Origin of the sequence: Streptomyces sp. NBC_00510 (assembly GCA_036013505.1) — a bacterium.
Classification (GTDB): domain Bacteria; phylum Actinomycetota; class Actinomycetes; order Streptomycetales; family Streptomycetaceae; genus Actinacidiphila.
The window spans coordinates 6,845,805-6,861,696 of record CP107851.1; the positions used below are offsets into that span (position 1 = coordinate 6,845,805).

General features: G+C 72.0%; 15 protein-coding genes and 1 riboswitch. Of the genes, 12 read left to right on the forward strand and 3 right to left on the reverse strand.

The window, feature by feature from the left end; translation table 11 throughout:
• Window positions 1–2: 2 nt before the first annotated feature.
• Window positions 3–404, reverse strand: a complete 402-nt coding sequence (locus tag OG937_30870; protein ID WUD75782.1) for a hypothetical protein — start codon at window positions 402–404, stop codon at window positions 3–5.
• A gap of 169 nt (window positions 405–573) precedes the next feature.
• On the opposite strand from OG937_30870, the gene OG937_30875 reads away from it, so the two are divergent.
• The 6 genes from OG937_30875 (at window position 574) to OG937_30900 (ending at window position 7,750) form a co-directional block, all read left to right on the forward strand.
• Complete coding sequence (locus OG937_30875; GenBank protein WUD75783.1) at window positions 574–1,194, forward strand: heme-copper oxidase subunit III; 621 nt, start codon at window positions 574–576, stop codon at window positions 1,192–1,194.
• A gap of 81 nt (window positions 1,195–1,275) precedes the next feature.
• The gene (locus OG937_30880) at window positions 1,276–2,085 is read left to right on the forward strand and encodes a c-type cytochrome (protein ID WUD75784.1); all 810 of its coding nucleotides are present in this window, start codon (window positions 1,276–1,278) and stop codon (window positions 2,083–2,085) included.
• 8 nt (window positions 2,086–2,093) lie between these two features.
• Window positions 2,094–3,134 carry a Rieske (2Fe-2S) protein gene (locus tag OG937_30885; protein WUD75785.1) on the forward strand — a complete coding sequence of 347 codons (1,041 nt, stop codon included), beginning with the start codon at window positions 2,094–2,096 and terminating at the stop codon, window positions 3,132–3,134.
• Window positions 3,131–4,768, forward strand: coding sequence for a cytochrome bc complex cytochrome b subunit (locus OG937_30890; GenBank protein WUD75786.1), 1,638 nt, complete (start codon window positions 3,131–3,133; stop codon window positions 4,766–4,768). The genes OG937_30885 and OG937_30890 overlap by 4 nt, the downstream gene beginning before the upstream one ends.
• A gap of 128 nt (window positions 4,769–4,896) precedes the next feature.
• Window positions 4,897–5,961 carry an anthranilate phosphoribosyltransferase gene (trpD, locus tag OG937_30895; GenBank protein ID WUD75787.1) on the forward strand — a complete coding sequence of 355 codons (1,065 nt, stop codon included), beginning with the start codon at window positions 4,897–4,899 and terminating at the stop codon, window positions 5,959–5,961.
• 127 nt (window positions 5,962–6,088) lie between these two features.
• Window positions 6,089–6,205, forward strand: a riboswitch (SAM riboswitch).
• 150 nt (window positions 6,206–6,355) lie between these two features.
• On the forward strand, window positions 6,356–7,750 hold the full coding sequence (locus tag OG937_30900) for an aminotransferase class V-fold PLP-dependent enzyme (protein WUD75788.1): 1,395 nt from the start codon (window positions 6,356–6,358) through the stop codon (window positions 7,748–7,750).
• Between the two features lie 47 nt (window positions 7,751–7,797).
• On the opposite strand, the gene OG937_30905 is transcribed toward OG937_30900, so the two are convergent.
• Entirely contained in the window at window positions 7,798–8,079 is a 282-nt protein-coding gene (locus OG937_30905) for an Lrp/AsnC ligand binding domain-containing protein (GenBank protein WUD75789.1), read from the reverse strand.
• Window positions 8,076–8,855, reverse strand: coding sequence for a rhomboid family intramembrane serine protease (locus OG937_30910; protein WUD75790.1), 780 nt, complete (start codon window positions 8,853–8,855; stop codon window positions 8,076–8,078). The genes OG937_30905 and OG937_30910 overlap by 4 nt, the downstream gene beginning before the upstream one ends.
• A gap of 114 nt (window positions 8,856–8,969) precedes the next feature.
• Between OG937_30910 and OG937_30915 the strand changes: the two genes are divergently transcribed.
• From OG937_30915 to OG937_30940, 6 genes are all read left to right on the forward strand, one after another.
• Window positions 8,970–9,221: a hypothetical protein gene (locus OG937_30915; GenBank protein WUD75791.1), complete on the forward strand. Its 252-nt coding sequence runs from the start codon at window positions 8,970–8,972 to the stop codon at window positions 9,219–9,221.
• Between the two features lie 182 nt (window positions 9,222–9,403).
• Window positions 9,404–10,714, forward strand: coding sequence for an NYN domain-containing protein (locus OG937_30920; protein ID WUD78941.1), 1,311 nt, complete (start codon window positions 9,404–9,406; stop codon window positions 10,712–10,714).
• Window positions 10,715–11,029: 315 nt separating this feature from the next.
• Window positions 11,030–12,055, forward strand: a complete 1,026-nt coding sequence (locus OG937_30925) for an NlpC/P60 family protein (protein WUD75792.1) — start codon at window positions 11,030–11,032, stop codon at window positions 12,053–12,055.
• A gap of 147 nt (window positions 12,056–12,202) precedes the next feature.
• Window positions 12,203–13,258, forward strand: coding sequence for an NlpC/P60 family protein (locus OG937_30930; protein WUD75793.1), 1,056 nt, complete (start codon window positions 12,203–12,205; stop codon window positions 13,256–13,258).
• Window positions 13,259–13,289: 31 nt separating this feature from the next.
• Window positions 13,290–14,465 (forward strand): hypothetical protein, encoded by a 1,176-nt coding sequence (locus OG937_30935; GenBank protein ID WUD75794.1) that lies wholly within the window; start codon window positions 13,290–13,292, stop codon window positions 14,463–14,465.
• Window positions 14,462–15,553: a M48 family metallopeptidase gene (locus tag OG937_30940; protein ID WUD75795.1), complete on the forward strand. Its 1,092-nt coding sequence runs from the start codon at window positions 14,462–14,464 to the stop codon at window positions 15,551–15,553. The genes OG937_30935 and OG937_30940 overlap by 4 nt, the downstream gene beginning before the upstream one ends.
• Window positions 15,554–15,892 lie beyond the last annotated feature (339 nt).

Sequence of the window (15,892 nt, forward strand, 5' to 3'; positions counted from 1 at the left end):
CGCTACGCGTCGACGGCCAGCCGCTGCCTCAGCAGCCCCGCCAGGGCCTCGTTCAGCGCGACCGGGTCGACCGGGTGGCTCACCGCCGCGTCGGCCCGGCTCCAGCTGGCCAGCCAGGCGTCCTGGGGGCGCCCGATGAGCACCAGCACCGGCGGGCAGCGGAAGATCTCGTCCTTCACCTGGCGGCACACTCCCATGCCGCCGGCCGGGACGGCCTCGCCGTCGAACACGCACGCGTCGATGCCGCCGTTCTCCAGCGCGCTGAGGACCGCCGGGAGGGTCGCGCACTCCATGTACTCCACCGGCGGCAGGTCGCTCGCAGGGCGGCGGCCGACGGCCAGACGGACCTGTTCCCGGGTGTTCCTGTTGTCGCTGTAGACCAGCACCGTCGCGGTCGTCTGCATCCGTGCCTCCTCGCCCTCGTGGAGTCGCCTGCCTGTGGCCGAACCTTACTCCCGGGCAGGGTGCTTCGAGGAGGGTTAGCTCCTTCGGGCGACGCCTTTCCCTACCTCAAGGGCCTTGACACACCGAATGGCACCCCCCGGAGTGAGCGCGAGATAAGCGACCGACATAATGTCGGTCGTGGCGACAGCAACAGCAGTAGAAACCGGGCACGCGCACCCGTCGGTCAACCGGCCGAACCTCACCAGCGTCGGAACCATCATCTGGCTGAGTTCCGAGCTGATGTTCTTCGCGGCCCTCTTCGCGATGTACTTCACCCTTCGCTCGGTGACGGGTGCCGAGTACTGGAAGGCGCACGCCGACGTCCTGGACATCCCGTTCTCGGCGACGAACACCACGATCCTCGTGCTCTCCTCCTTCACCTGCCAGATGGGTGTCTTCGCCGCCGAGCGCGGCGACGTGAAGAAGCTGCGCGCGTGGTTCATCGTGACGTTCATCATGGGCGCGATCTTCGTCGGCGGTCAGATCTTCGAGTACACCAACCTGGTCAAGGAGGACGGCCTCTCGCTCTCCTCCGACCCGTACGGTTCGGTGTTCTACCTGACCACCGGATTCCACGGTCTGCACGTGACGGGTGGTCTCATCGCCTTCCTGCTGGTCCTCGGACGGACCTACGCGGCACGGCGGTTCACCCACGAGCAGGCCACCGCGGCCATCGTCGTGTCCTACTACTGGCACTTCGTCGATGTCGTCTGGATCGGCCTCTTCGCCACGATCTACCTGATCAAGTAGTCGGGGCCCCGCGCGAGTTGCGCACACGGTCAACGACATCCAGAACCATCGACGCAAGAGATCCTGACACCGGGGTAATCCGTGAAAAAGCTCTCCGCACGACGGCGCCACCCGCTGGCGGCGCTCGTCGTCCTACTTGTCGCGCTCACGGCCATCGGGGGGCTGTACGCCGCGCTCGCGCCGGCGCCCAAGGCGCAGGCCGACGACAGCTCTCAGTCCCTCGCCATCGAAGAGGGCAAGAAGCTGTTCGCCGTCGGCTGCTCCAGCTGCCACGGTACGTCGGGGCAGGGCGGCAGTGACGGCCCCAGCCTCGTCGGCGTCGGCTCCGCGGCCGTGGACTTCCAGGTCGGCACCGGTCGCATGCCGGCCCAGCAGCCCGGCGCCCAGGTGCCGCGCAAGAAGGTCATCTACGACCAGAAGCAGATCGACCAGCTCGCGGCGTACATCGCCTCGCTGGGCCCCGGTCCGGTCACGCCCACCGAGGAGCAGTACGACCCGGCCGGCGCCGACGCCGCGCGCGGCGGGGAGCTCTTCCGCACCAACTGCGCCCAGTGCCACAACTACCAGGGCAAGGGCGGAGCGCTGACGCACGGCAAGTACGCGCCCACGCTGGAAGGCGTGAGCGACAAGCACCTGTACGAGGCCATGCTGACCGGCCCGCAGAACATGCCGTCCTTCCCCGACACGACGATGCCGGAGGAGAACAAGCGGGAGATCATCGCTTACCTCGACGCCGTCAACGGCGAGGGCGCGCCGAGCCCCGGCGGCATGTCGCTGGGCAGCCTCGGCCCGGTCACCGAGGGTCTCTTCGGCTGGATCTTCGGCCTCGGGGCCCTGATCGCCTGCGCCATTTGGCTCGCGGCCCACACCACCAAGGCGAAGAAGTCATGAGTCAGGACATGTCACAAGAGAACCTGCCGGACAGGCCGGCACACCAGGGCGGCGGCCAGCTCGCGACCGCGGAGAACCCGTTCGCGGACCCGGGCTTCCCGGCTCACCTGCCGCGCCGCCAGGACATCGACGAGAAGGCCGCGAGGTCCTCCGAGCGCACGGTGGCCTTCCTGTTCACCGTGTCGATGCTCGCCACACTGGCCTTCATCGCCAGCTTCGTGGTCATCCCGATCGACAAGATCGTCTACATCTGGCCGCTGGGTCACATCAGCGCGCTGAACTTCGCGCTGGGCATGACCCTCGGCGTCTCGCTCTTCGCTATCGGCGCCGGCGCGGTCCACTGGGCCCGCACGCTGATGTCGGACGTCGAGGTCGCCGACGACCGCCACCCGATCGAGGCGAGCCCCGAGGTCAGCGCCAAGGTCAAGGCCGACTTCGCCACCGGGGCCGGGGAGAGCCAGATCGGCCGCCGCAAGCTGATCCGCAACACCATGCTCGGCGCGCTGACCCTGGTGCCGCTCTCCGGTGTGTTCCTGCTGCGCGACCTCGGCCCGCTGCCGGAGGACAAGCTCCGCCACACGCTGTGGTCCAAGGGCAGGCTGCTGATCAACCAGAACACCAACAAGCCGCTGCGTCCCGAGGACGTCGCCGTCGGCTCGCTCACCTTCGCCGTGCCCGAGGGCCTGGAGGAGGAGCAGCACGACTACCAGGCGCAGCTCGCCAAGGCGGCCCTGATGATCGTCCGCATCCAGCCGGACGACATCAAGGACAAGAAGTCCCGCGAGTGGGCGCACCAGGGCATCCTGGCGTTCTCCAAGATCTGCACCCACGTCGGCTGCCCGATCAGCCTCTACGAGCAGCAGACGCACCACGTGCTCTGCCCGTGCCACCAGTCGACGTTCGACCTTTCCGACGGTGCCCGGGTGATCTTCGGTCCCGCCGGTCACGCCCTGCCGCAGCTGCACATCAGCGTGAACGGTGAGGGTTACCTCGAGGCACTGGGCGACTTCGAAGAGCCCGTGGGCCCTGCGTTTTGGGAGCGTGGATGAGCACCAACACGAGCGCGAGCGCGAAGCAGCGCGGAAAGGCGCCCGCCGGCGAACGTGTCGCCGACTGGGCCGACGGCCGGCTGGGCATCTACAGCCTGGGCAAGGCCAACCTGCGGAAGATCTTCCCGGACCACTGGTCCTTCATGCTGGGCGAGATCGCCCTCTACAGCTTCATCATCATCATCCTGACCGGTGTCTACCTGACGCTGTTCTTCCACCCGGCGATGAACGAGGTCGTCTACGACGGCTCCTACGCGCCGCTGCAGGGCATCACGATGTCCGATGCGTACGCGTCGACCCTGCACATCAGCTTCGACGTGCGCGGCGGTCTGCTCGTCCGCCAGATCCACCACTGGGCGGCCATCGTCTTCGTGGCCGCGATGCTCGTGCACATGATGCGCATCTTCTTCACCGGTGCGTTCCGCAAGCCGCGCGAGGTCAACTGGGTCTTCGGCTTCCTGCTGCTGTTCCTCGGCATGTTCGACGGCTTCATGGGCTACTCGCTGCCGGACGACCTGCTGTCGGGCACCGGTATCCGCTTCATGGAAGGCGCCGTGCTGTCCGTGCCGATCGTCGGCACGTACCTCTCGTTCTTCCTCTTCGGCGGCGAGTTCCCCGGCACCGACATCGTGCCGCGGTTCTACACGATCCACGTGCTGCTGATCCCCGGCATCATGGCGGGCCTGCTGGTGGCCCACCTGATCCTGATCGTCTACCACAAGCACACGCAGTTCCCCGGCCCCGGCAAGTCGGAGAAGAACGTCGTGGGCATGCCGTTCTTCCCGGTCTACACGGCCAAGGCGGGCGGCTTCTTCTTCATCGTCTTCGGTGTCATCGCGGCCATGTCCGCGCTGGTCTCCGTGAACCCGGTGTGGGCGTACGGCCCCTACCGTCCGGACCAGGTGTCGACCGACGCCCAGCCCGACTGGTACATGGGCTTCTCCGAGGGCCTGATCCGCATCATGCCGGGCTGGGAGATCAACTTCGCGGGCCACACGCTCGTCCTGGGCGTGTTCATCCCGCTGGTGATCTTCCCGCTGGTCCTGGGCTTCATGGGCGTCTACCCGTTCCTGGAATCCTGGGTCACCGGTGACAAGCGCGAGCACCACCTGCTCGACCGGCCGCGCAACCGGCCCGTCCGCACGGGCATCGGCGCCGCCTGGATCAGCCTCTACCTGATCCTGCTCGTCGGCGGTGGCAACGACCTCTTCGCCACCCGCTTCCATCTGTCGATCAACGCGATCACCTGGGTGGTCCGGATCTCGTTCTTCGTGCTGCCGGTGCTGGTCTTCGTCGTCACCAAGCGGATCTGCCTGGGTCTGCAGCGACGCGACCGCGACAAGGTGCTGCACGGTCGCGAGACCGGCATCATCAAGCGGCTCCCGCACGGTGAGTTCATCGAGATCCACGAGCCGCTGGAGCAGGGCTCGCTGTTCAAGCTCACCCAGCACGAGCAGCCCAAGCCGCTCGAGGTCGGCCCCGAGGTCGACGAGAACGGCGTGGAGAAGAAGGTCGGCCCCACGGCGAAGCTGCGCGCGAAGCTGTCCCGCGGCTACTACGGCGAGGGGACGCAGATCGACAAGCCCACGGTCGAGGAGTACGAGGAGATCACGAGCGGCCACGGTCACCACTGATCACTGAAGCTGTGCCACCGGGCAGGGTCCCGTCCATCCGATGGACGGGGCCCTTTCCCGTTCCCCGGCGCCGATAGGCTGGAGCCGAAGGATTCCCGTCGCACGTCAGACCCCATGGAGTGTGGACCATGAGCGTTGTGAACCCCGCCGGAGGCGCATCAATGGCGGGCGGCTCCTGGCCCGACGTCCTGGGTGCGCTGCTGAACGGCAAGGACCTGACCGCCGCGGAGGCGGCGTGGGCGATGGACCGGATCATGAGCGGTGAGGCCTCGGACGCCCAGGTCGCCGGCTTCATGGTGGCGCTGCGGGCCAAGGGGGAGACTGTCGAGGAGGTCACCGGCCTCGTCGAGTCGATGTACGCGCACGCGGAGCCGCTGCACATCCCCGGCCCCGCCGTGGACATCGTCGGCACCGGCGGCGACCGGGCCAAGACGGTGAACATCTCGACGATGTCCGCCATCGTCATCGCCGGCACGGGGGCCAAGGTCGTCAAGCACGGCAACCGCGCCGCCAGCAGCGCCAGCGGCGCCTCCGACGTCCTGGAGAAGCTCGGCATCAACCTCGACCTGCCCGCCGACCGGGTGGCGAAGGTCGCCGAGGACACCGGGATCACCTTCTGCTTCGCGGCGAAGTTCCACCCCGCGATGCGGTTCGCCGCCCCGGCCCGCCGCGACCTGGGCATCCCCACCTCGTTCAACATCCTCGGCCCGCTGACCAACCCGGCACGCGTGGGCGCCTCCGCCGTGGGGTGCTTCGACACCCGGATGGCCGGGCTGATCGCCGGCGTGCTGGCCCGCCGCGGCTCCTCCGCGCTGGTGTTCCGGGGCGACGACGGGCTGGACGAGCTCACCGTCACGTCCACCTCCCAGGTGTGGGTGGTGCGGGACGGGAAGGTCGAGCAGGAGTCCTTCGACCCGCGCGACGTCGGCATCGAACTGGTGCCGATCGAGGCGCTGCGGGGCGCGGACGCGGCGTACAACGCCGACGTCGCCCGGCGGCTGCTGGCCGGAGAGACGGGCCCGGTCCGCGACGCGGTGCTGCTCAACTCGGCGGCCGCGCTGGTGGCGCTGGAGGGTGCGGGCGGCTCGCTGACCGACCGGATCGCGGCCGGGATCGCCCGGGCGGCCGAGTCGGTCGACTCGGGTGCGGCCGCGCGGACGCTGGAGCGGTGGGCCGCGGCCACGCAGGCGTAGTCGCGGGAACGACCGTGGAGGGCCGGGGCCGTTGCCCCGGCCCTCCGTGCTGTCCGCCCGCGGGCGGACCGTCCGGGATGCGGACCGCGGCTTGCGGCGCCCCGCCCGTGTGGCATGATGCTGCGCAGGTCACGAGTGACAGCGACACGGCCCCGGCCCGCTGTCCGGCAACCCTCCTTCCGTGGCGGGGTGCCCCGGGTGATGACCAGGCCGCAGGCAGCGAGGTCTGCGGCAAGCGCGGTCAGAGGAGTTCCTCCATGAGCAAGCGAATGCGCTAGGGCCTTTCGGGCCCCCAGCCGTCCTACCCCTCCCCGGGCCTTCGCCCGTCGTGCCGAGGGCTGTTCCGTCATCACTGACGTCCCGTCACTCCCGCATGCTCCCAGGAGAGTTCGCCATGTCGCTGCGCCCTGCCCTGCCCTCGTCCGTCCACACCGCGCTGCCCGTGCTCGGGCGCGACGTCCTCGTGCCGCTCGTGACCGGGGGCGAGGTCGGCTACGCCGCCCTCGACTACGCGGCCAGCGCGCCCGCCCTGCAGCGGGTCTGGGACGACGTGGCGGCCTACGCGCCGTACTACGGCAGCGTCCACCGGGGGGCCGGCTACCTCTCGCAGCTGTCGACGGACCTGTTCGAGCAGAGCCGGGCCACGGTCGCGGAGTTCCTCGGCTGCCGCCCCGACGACCAGGTGGTCTTCACCCGTTCGACCACCGACTCGCTGAACCTGCTGGCCGCCGCCGTACCGGCCGGAACGAGCGTCTTCGTCTTCGAGACCGAGCACCACGCGTCCCTGCTTCCGTGGCGGAACGCCGACGTGACCTACCTGGGCGCCCCCCGCACCCCGGGGGAGGCCGTGGCGACGCTGGAGCGGGCACTGGCCGCCCGGGAGCCGTACGGACCGGCGCTGGTCTGCGTGACCGGGGCGTCCAACGTGACCGGCGAGCTGTGGCCGGTGCGGGAGCTGGCCGCGGCGGCCCACGCGCACGGTGCCCGGATCGTGCTGGACGCGGCGCAGCTGGCCCCGCACCACCCGGTGGACATCGCCGAACTCGACGTGGACTGGGTGGCCTTCTCCGGGCACAAGCTGTACGCGCCGTTCGGCTCCGGTGTGCTCGCCGGCCGCGCCGACTGGCTGTGTGCGGCCGAGCCCTACCTGGCCGGGGGCGGCGCCTCGCGGCGGGTGGCCCGGCGCGCGGACGGCGGCGTGGACGTCGACTGGCACACCACGGCCGCCCGGCACGAGGCCGGCTCGCCCAACGTCATCGGCGCCTACGCGATCGCCTCGGCCTGCCGCGTGCTGACAGAGGCCGGGTTCGACCGGCTGGTCGAGCGCGAGCAGGCGCTGGTGGCACGGGTGCGGGCCGGACTGACCGAGGTGCCCGAGGTGAAGGTGCTGTCGCTGTTCGGCGACGACGCCCCCCGGGTCGGCGTCATCTCCTTCGTCGTCGAGGGCTGGAACAGCTCCCACTTCGCGGCGGCGCTCTCCGCCGAGTACGGGATCGGCGTCCGCGACGGCCTCTTCTGCGCGCACCCCCTGGTGCGCACCCTGCTCGGCGGCGCCGACCAGGAGCCGGGTGAGTGCGGTGCCCCCGACGCCGCCCCCGGCGAGCTCGCCGGGCCTTCGGCCGGGGGTGCCCCCACGCTCAACGCCATCCGCGTCTCGTTCGGCGCGGGCACCCCGGACGAGCACGTGGAGCGCTTCGTCGCCGCGGTGCGGGAGCTCGTGGCGGACGGTGCCAAGTGGCGCTACCGCACCGAGGACGGCCGCTGCGTCCCGGACCGGGACCAGGCCTGAGCGGCCCGGCCCGGCCTGGCCCCGCAGCGCCGCGCCGGGCGGACGGGCTACGCGTCCAGGCCGATGGCGAAGGCCGTCTCCAGGTCGTGCTGGGAGTAGGTGCGGAAGGCCACGTGCGTGTCCGTGGCCTCGACACCGGGGATCTTGCTGATCCGGCCGGGGATGACGTCCGCGAGCTCGTCGTGCCGGGCCACCCGCACCATGGCGACCAGGTCGTACGTCCCCGTGACGGAGTAGACCTCGCTGACGCTGTCGAGCGCGGCGATGGACTCCGCGATCTCGGGGATACGGTCGACGCTGGTCTTGATGAGCACGATCGCGGTGATCACGGCTGTAGGTCTCCTTGGGTCGCCCTGGCTGCGGGCTCAAGCTTAGGCGTTGCGCGATAGCACACCCACGCGCACAGGAAGCCGAAGACGAAGCCCGTGATGTGGGCGAGGTAGGCCACCCCGGGACCGGTCTGCTGGATCTCGCCGGCGAGCCACTGGAGGACGAACCAGAAGATCAGCACCATCCAGGCCGGGAAGCGCAGCGGCAGGAAGAAGAGGAAGGGGAAGACACTGGTGACCCGGGCCTTGGGGTAGAGGTAGAGGTACGCGCCGAGCACCCCGGAGATCGCGCCGGACGCGCCGACCAGGGTCTGGGTGGAGGAGGCGTGTCCCAGCGCGTAGCCGTACGTCGCCAGGTAGCCCGAGACGACGTAGAAGAGCAGGAACCGGAAGCGGCCCATGCGGTTCTCGACGTTGTCGCCGAAGACCCAGAGGAACAGCATGTTGCCGAGCAGGTGGACCCAACTGCCGTGGACGAACAGTGCGGTGAGCACCGACACGAACGGCGAGGTGGCGAAGGACCCCAGCGGCGGGCAGTCCGCCGGCATCGGCACCTGCGCCAGGGGGATCCGGCCGTGCCAGAGCTCGGCGGGGATGACACCCCAGCGGGCGAAGTACGTCGCCTGGGCGCACACCTGATCGTGGCCCATGCCGTACATGTAGTTGAGCCCGGAGGACGGGCTGATGAGGAAGAGCAACGCGCACAGCCCGATCAGGGCGTACGTGACCACGGGTGTGCGGTGGACGGGGTTCTTGTCGTACACCGGGATGACCATGGACCGATCATGACGGAACGGGCGTAACGGTCGTGGGGTGCCTCGCCGCAGCGCGGGGGACCACCGAGGCCGTAGGGTGACCGGAACGCATCCGCGCGACCGAGGAGACGACCGATGCCGGTGCCCCTGCCGACCGCCACGACCCGCTGGCGTTGCTCCCTGTGCGGCAATCTGACCCGGTTCGACGTCACCCGCTCCAGCAAGGTCGTCGAGTACGTCCACCTGGACCTGGCGGGCGAGCCCACGGTCGAGGAGCGCGAGGTGCTCAGCGAGTCCGTGGAGTCGGTGCGCTGCCGCTGGTGCAACGCCGTGGACCAGGTCGAGCTGGTCGACCGCCCCGGTGCGGCGGCGGCGACGCAGGCCTGAGCGCCGCCGGGGACAATAGAAGAATGCGGCGCGGCCAGAGAGGTTGAAGGAGGCCGGGGAGGCGCCCACGGACTGGACGGGAGTGACGGGTGGACGGGACCGGCGGTAACCCGGGCCGCGGCGACGAAGCGGCCGCGCCCGAGGCTACGGCTGCGCCGGAGGAGTCCGTCCACGGCGAGGCGCTGGACCGACCGCTGCCCGAGGGCGTACGGCACCGCGTGGTCGCCCTGGCGGCGGAGGCGTTCGGCGGGCTGACCCCGGGCGAGCTTCCCGCGGTGCTGCGCCCGTACGCCCGGTTCACCCCGAGCCGTCGCGCCAAGTTCGCCGCCACCGCGCTCGCCACGGCCCTGGAGGGCGACCCGTCCTTCCGGCAGCGGGTGGGCGCACGGCTGCGCGAGTCCGAGCCCGACCTGTGCGATGCGCTGGACGCCGGCACCCCGCCCCCCGCGGTCGACCCGCTGGACGTGGCGGCCGCCGCGTACCTGCTGCGTCCCGCGGGCTGGGCCAAGCTGGTGGCCGCCGCGGGCGAGGAGGCGCAGCGGGTCAGCGCCGAACGGGCGGGCGAGGAAACGCAGCGCGAGCTGCGGCAGCTGAAGGTGGAACTGGACGAGGCCCGCGCGCAGGCGCGTACCGAGGGCATGCGGGTCCGCACCGAGCTGGAGGCGGCCCGCAAGGAGGCCGAGTCGCTGCAGCGCAAGCTGCGCAGCGCGGCGAGCGACGTGAAGCGGGCCGAGGCGGCGCTGCGCAAGGTCGAGGCCGAACTGGACGAGACCCGCGCGGCCGCGGCCGCGGAGAAGACGTCGGCCGACGGCGAGGCCCGCCGGCTGCGGGCCCGGCTCGCGGAGGCCGAGCAGGCCGTGGAGGCGTCCCGCCGGGCGGCCCGGGAGGGCCGCAGCACCGAGGACATGCGGCTGCGCCTGCTGCTGGACACCGTGCTCGACGCCGCCTCGGGACTGCGCCGGGAGCTCGCGCTGCCGCCGCGCGACACCCTGGGCGCCCGGCCCGCGGACACCGTCGACGCGGTCACGCCGGGGGCGATCAGCCCCAAGGACATCGCGCGGCGCGCCCTGTCCGAGGACGACCCGGCGCTGCTGGACCAGCTGCTGGCGCTGCCCCAGTCCCATCTGGTGGTCGACGGCTACAACGTGACCAAGACCGGCTATCCGGCGCTGCCGTTGGAGAAGCAGCGGCTGCGGCTGCTGGGCGGCCTGGCCGTGCTGGCGGCGCAGAGCGGTTCCGAGGTCACCTGCGTCTTCGACGGTGCCGATCTGGACGCCCCGGTGCTGCTGGCACCGCCGCGCGGGGTCCGGGTGCTGTTCAGCAAGGCCGGTGAGACGGCGGACGAGTTGATCCGGCGTCTGGTTCGGGCGGAACCTCCCGGTCGTCCGATTGTGGTGGTTTCTTCCGATCGCGAAGTTGCTGACGGTGTGGCCCGTGTCGGCGCCCGCCCGGTCGCATCCACCTTGCTGCTGAAGCGACTTGCCCGGGTGTGACCTGGAGCACACCGTGGGGCGTGTGGGGCGCTTTTCGGGGACGCAGCGTCAACTCGTCATCACTGCACGTGCGATGTATGTAAAGAAAACGCTGCCGAGCGACTTTTTTTCTTCAGGGATTTGATCCGATCACAAGATGGTCACTAGGGTCGTGCCTCGAACCTCTGCCCAGTCGATCATCCAGTCCGGATGGCGGCGGAGGTCCCGCCGATCTGAAGTGCCGTGCGTACGACGGGGGACGCCGACGCTTGGAGCCGGGGAACGTGGTTCCCGATGCATGCGGCAGGCGGCTGGAGGAAGAAGGAGCTCGCCCGAGTGGCGTCCCACCGTCGTCCCAAGCAGGCCAGTCGCACACGTGTCACCGTGCTCACCGCGACCGCCGCCGCAGCCGTCGCCCTGTCCGCGCAGGCCGCCCAGGCCGCGCCGGCCAAGCCGTCCGTCAAGAGCGTCAAGGCCAAGGTCGACGGTCTCTACGAGCAGGCCGAGCAGGCGACCGAGAAGTTCAACGGCGCCAAGGAGAAGCAGCAGAAGCTGCAGAAGCAGGTCGAGGACCTGCAGGACGAGGTGGCCCGCGAGCAGTCGGAGCTCAACGACCTCCAGGACGACCTCGGCACCCTGGCCAGCGCCCAGTACCGCAGCGGCGGCATCGACCCGACGCTCCAGCTCTTCCTCTCCGCCGACCCGGACACCTACCTCGACAAGGCGTCCACCCTCGACCAGCTGAGCACCAAGCAGGCCGAGGCGCTCCAGCAGATCGCGGAGAAGAAGCGCACCCTCAACCAGCAGAAGGCGGAGGCCGCGAGCAAGCTCAACGAGCTCGACGAGACCCGCACCGAGCTGGGCAAGAAGAAGAAGGAAGTCCAGGCGAAGCTCGCCGAGGCGCAGAAGCTCCTCAACTCGCTGACCGCCTCCCAGCGCGCTTCCCTCGCCGCCGCCGACGCCCGCGCCAACCGCTCCAACGAGCGCGTCGACCTGGGCAACGTCGCGCCGGCCTCCTCGCTCGCCGCCGCCGCCCTCTCGGCCGCCCAGAGCAAGATCGGTTCGCCGTACGTCTACGGCGCCACCGGCCCGAGCTCCTTCGACTGCTCCGGCCTCACCTCCTGGGCCTACGCCCAGGCCGGCGCCTCGATACCGCGCACCTCCCAGTCCCAGGCCAACGCGGGCACGCGGCTGTCGATGAGCCAGCTCGCGCCCGGCGACCTCGTCATCTTCTACGGCGACCAGCACCACGTGGCCCTGTACGCGGGCAACGGCATGGTCCTGCACGCGCCGCGCACCGGCACGGTCGTGCGCTACGAGTCCATCAACAACATGCCGTTCCAGTTCGGCGTCCGGATCTGACCGGCAGCGCCGACGCCCGTTGAACCTATCGGGTGATCTCGTACGGTGACGGTCCGGCGGTGACCTGCGCAAGCGGAGTCCCGCCCGGCCGCCCGGCGGTACCCGGTCTTTGAACTCCCCGTGTCCGGCTGACTACTGTCAGCCGACGTGCCATCTCATCGACGCATCCCGCAGCCCGGCCGGGCCCCGCGTACCTCCAGGGCCACGGTCCTGACGGCGGCGGCCACGGCCGCCGCCGCGATGGCGGGCGCGGCCGGCACCGCGCAGACGGCCGCCGCCGACCCGGCGGACACCTCCGTCGATGTCGCGGCCCGCATCGACCACCTCTACACCCAGGCCGAACGGGCCACCGAGCAGTTCAACGCCGCCCGTGAGAACACCCAGCGGCTCCGGCGCGAGGTGGAGGTGCTCCAGGACCGGGCCGCGCGCGGCCAGGAGCGGGTCAACCGGCTCCGCGACGACCTCGGCACGTTCGCCGGGGCCCAGTACCGCGGCGGGGGAGTGGACCCCACCCTCGCCCTGCTGCTCTCTCCCGACCCCGCGACCTACCTCGACCGGGCCGCCACCCTCGACCGGATCAGCAGCCGTGGCGACGCGCGGCTGGGCGAACTCCGGTCCGCCCAGCGGTTCCTGGACCAGGAACGCTCCCGGGCCACCGAACGGCTCGACGAGCTCGAGCGGGCCCGCACCAGCCTCACGGCCCGCAAGAAGGCCGTGCAGCGCAAGCTGATGGCGGCCGCCCGCCTGGTCAACTCCCTCTCCCCGGAGGATCGGGCCCGGCTCGCCCGCCGCCTGGAGGCCCGTGCCTCCCGTTCCGGTCGCACGGTCGACATCCCCGACCTCGGCCCCCTGTCCGTACGCGCCGCGACGGCCGTCGCCGCCGCGCGCTCCGCCGTCGGCGCCCCCTACGTGTGGGGTGCCACCGGCCCCGGCTCCTTCGACTGCTCCGGCCTGATGGTCTGGGCGTACCGCCAGGCCGGCGTGGGCCTGCCCCGTACCTCCCAGGCCCAGCTGCACGCCGGGCGGCACGTGCCGCTCGGCCAGGCCCGCCCCGGCGACCTGGTCATCTACCGCGGCGACGCCAGTCACGTCGCCATGTACGTCGGCGACGGCCAGGTCATCCACGCCCCCTACCCCGGCGCCCGGGTCCGCTACGACCCCGTCGCCATGCTGCCGATCTCGGCGGTGACCCGGCCCGCGTGACCGCCCCCGCCGGGACCGTACGATCGGCGGCGTGGCCCTCTTCCGCTCGCCGACCCGCGCCGTGGCCGCCGCGCTGTGCTGCGCGGCGGTGCTGCTCGCGGGCTGCGGACCCGCGGGCGACGGGGCGGCGGAGCACGGGGGGCCCGGGGACCCGGTCGTCCGGCAGCTGCTGGAGCGGCGGGCCGACGCGGTCCTGGGGCACGACGAGAAGGCGTACCTGGCCGATGTGACGCCCGCCCGGCACGCCGCCGAGCGCCAGGTCTTCCGCAACCTGGAGGAGCTCCCGCTCGCCTCCTGGTCGTACCGGCTGGTCTCCACCGAGGGCGCGGACCCGGTGACCGCCCGCGTCCAGCTGCGCTACCGCCTGGGGGGCTACGACAGCACCCCGGTCACCACCGACGAGTCCCTGCTGCTGCGCGCGGACGGCGCCGGACGTTGGCGGGTGGCCGGCGACGGCGACCCCGGCGGCCTGCTGTGGGAACAGGGCCCGCTGCGCGTCGTCCGCGGCAGCCACAGCCTCGTCCTCGGCACCGGCGACCGGGCGGAACTGGCCGGGTACGCCGCCGACGCGGACCGGGCCGTCCCGCAGGTGCGGCGGGCCTGGGGCGGGCAGGGCTGGACCGGGCGGGTGGTGCTGGAAGTGCCGTCCTCGCTGCGGCGGATGGGACAGCTCCTGGACGCCCCGGCGGAGACGTACGCGGGCGTCGCGGCCGTCACCACCGGGGAGGTCGGCGGCAGCGGCACCGCGCCCGCCGGACGCGTCATCGTCAACCCCGAGGCCTTCGCCGGGCTGTCGGCCTTCGGCCGTCAGGTCGTGCTCACCCACGAGACCACCCACGTCGCCACGCGCGCCGTGACGACCTCCCGCACCCCGCTGTGGCTCTCCGAGGGCTTCGCCGACTGGGTCGCCTACCGGGACTCCGGCCGTACGGCGGCGAGCCTGGCACCCGAGCTGCGCCGGGACGTCACGGCCTCGGGGCCGCCCGGACACCTCCCCGCGGACGCCGACTTCGCGCCCGGCGCGCCCGCGCAGGCCCAGGCGTACGAGGGCGCCTGGCTGGCCTGCCGGTTCATCGCCGACACCTGGGGCGCCGATCGGCTGGTCGCGCTGTACCGTTCCCATGCGGATCTGCGCGGCACGCTCGGCATCGACGAGGACGCCCTCACCGAGCGCTGGCGGGCCTACGTCAAGGGGGAGTTGGGATGAGCGCCACGGACGGGGACTTCACGCCGGAGGAGACCGCCCGCGGCAGGGCGCTGCGCCGCGCGCAACTGCCCTTCCTGCTCGGCGGCCGCCTCGCCGGGCTCGCGCTGCTGCTCGTGCTGGGGCTGACCCCCGCGGGCGCCGCCCTCACCGGGCTGTTCGGCGACGCCTGGGCCCTGCGCGTGGCAGCCGGCGGCCTGCTGCTGGTGCTGCTCCAGCAGGCGGTCACCCTGCCGTTCTCCGCCCGGGTCCGCGTCGTCCGGCGCCGCTACGGGCTCGTCACCCAGGGCTGGGGCGGCTGGGCCGTCGACGTCCTGCGCGGGCTGCTCGTCTCCGTACCGCTCGTGCTGGCCGCGCTGTACGGCTACTACGGCCTCGGCTGGGCCTGGGCCGCCCTGGGCGCCGTCTGCGCGGCCGTGGTGCTGTCCTGGCTCGCCCCGGTCGTGCTGGAACCGCTCTTCAACCGCTTCCGGCCGATGGAGGGCGGGCCCCTGCGCGACGCGCTGCTGGCCCTGGCCGAGCGCGACGGGATCCCCGTGCGGGCGGTGCTCGTCGCCGACGCGTCCCGGCGGACGACCGCGCTCAACGCGTACGTCTCCGGCTTCGGCCGCACCCGGCGGATCGTCGCCTACGACACGCTGCTCGGCACGGCCCCTGCGGAGGAGGTCGAACTCGTCGTCGCCCACGAACTGGGCCACGTCAAGCACCGCGACGTGCCGCGCGGCACGCTGCTCGGCGCCGTCGGCGCGGGGGCGGGCGTCTGCGTGCTCTCCGCGGTCATGACCGCATCCTCCTACGGCACCGGTGACCCCCGCGGGCTGTTCCTGCTGGCCGCGGTGGCCGCGGTGCTGTCGGCGTGCGCCGGGCCGTTCGGCTGCGCCCTGAGCCGGCGGATCGAACGGCGGGCGGACGTGCACGCGCTGGAACTCACCAGAGACGCCGAGCGGTTCATCGCCATGCAGCGTCGCCTCACCGTCACCAACGTCTCCGACCCCGACCCCCCGCGCCTGCTGCACGTCCTCTTCGGCACGCACCCCACCCCCGTCCAGCGCATCGCCGCCGCCCGCGCGTTCGCCTCCGCCACGGGGTAGCGCCCGGCACGGCGCGTCGCGGGGCGACGCCGTCCCGGGGTGGCCGCCGTCGCCCACGTGGGGCTTCCGTGCGTGGCGTTCGCGGCGGGCGGCACCGGCCTGCCGGGCGGAGACGGCGTTGTTGCCTGGCCCGCGGGGCGGTTCCCGGGCAGGGACCGCACCCAGGCTGCGCGCGATAGCACGTCCCGTACGGCCCGCGCCGTCCCGGGCCCGCCCGTTCGGCCGGAGCGCACATGGGCGAGGCCTTCCGCACGCCTCCGGCCGCAGCCCCGGGGCGGTCGGAGGGCCCGACGCACCCTTCCCGCCACCCCGCCCCGGAAGATGCCGGCTGGACTCACC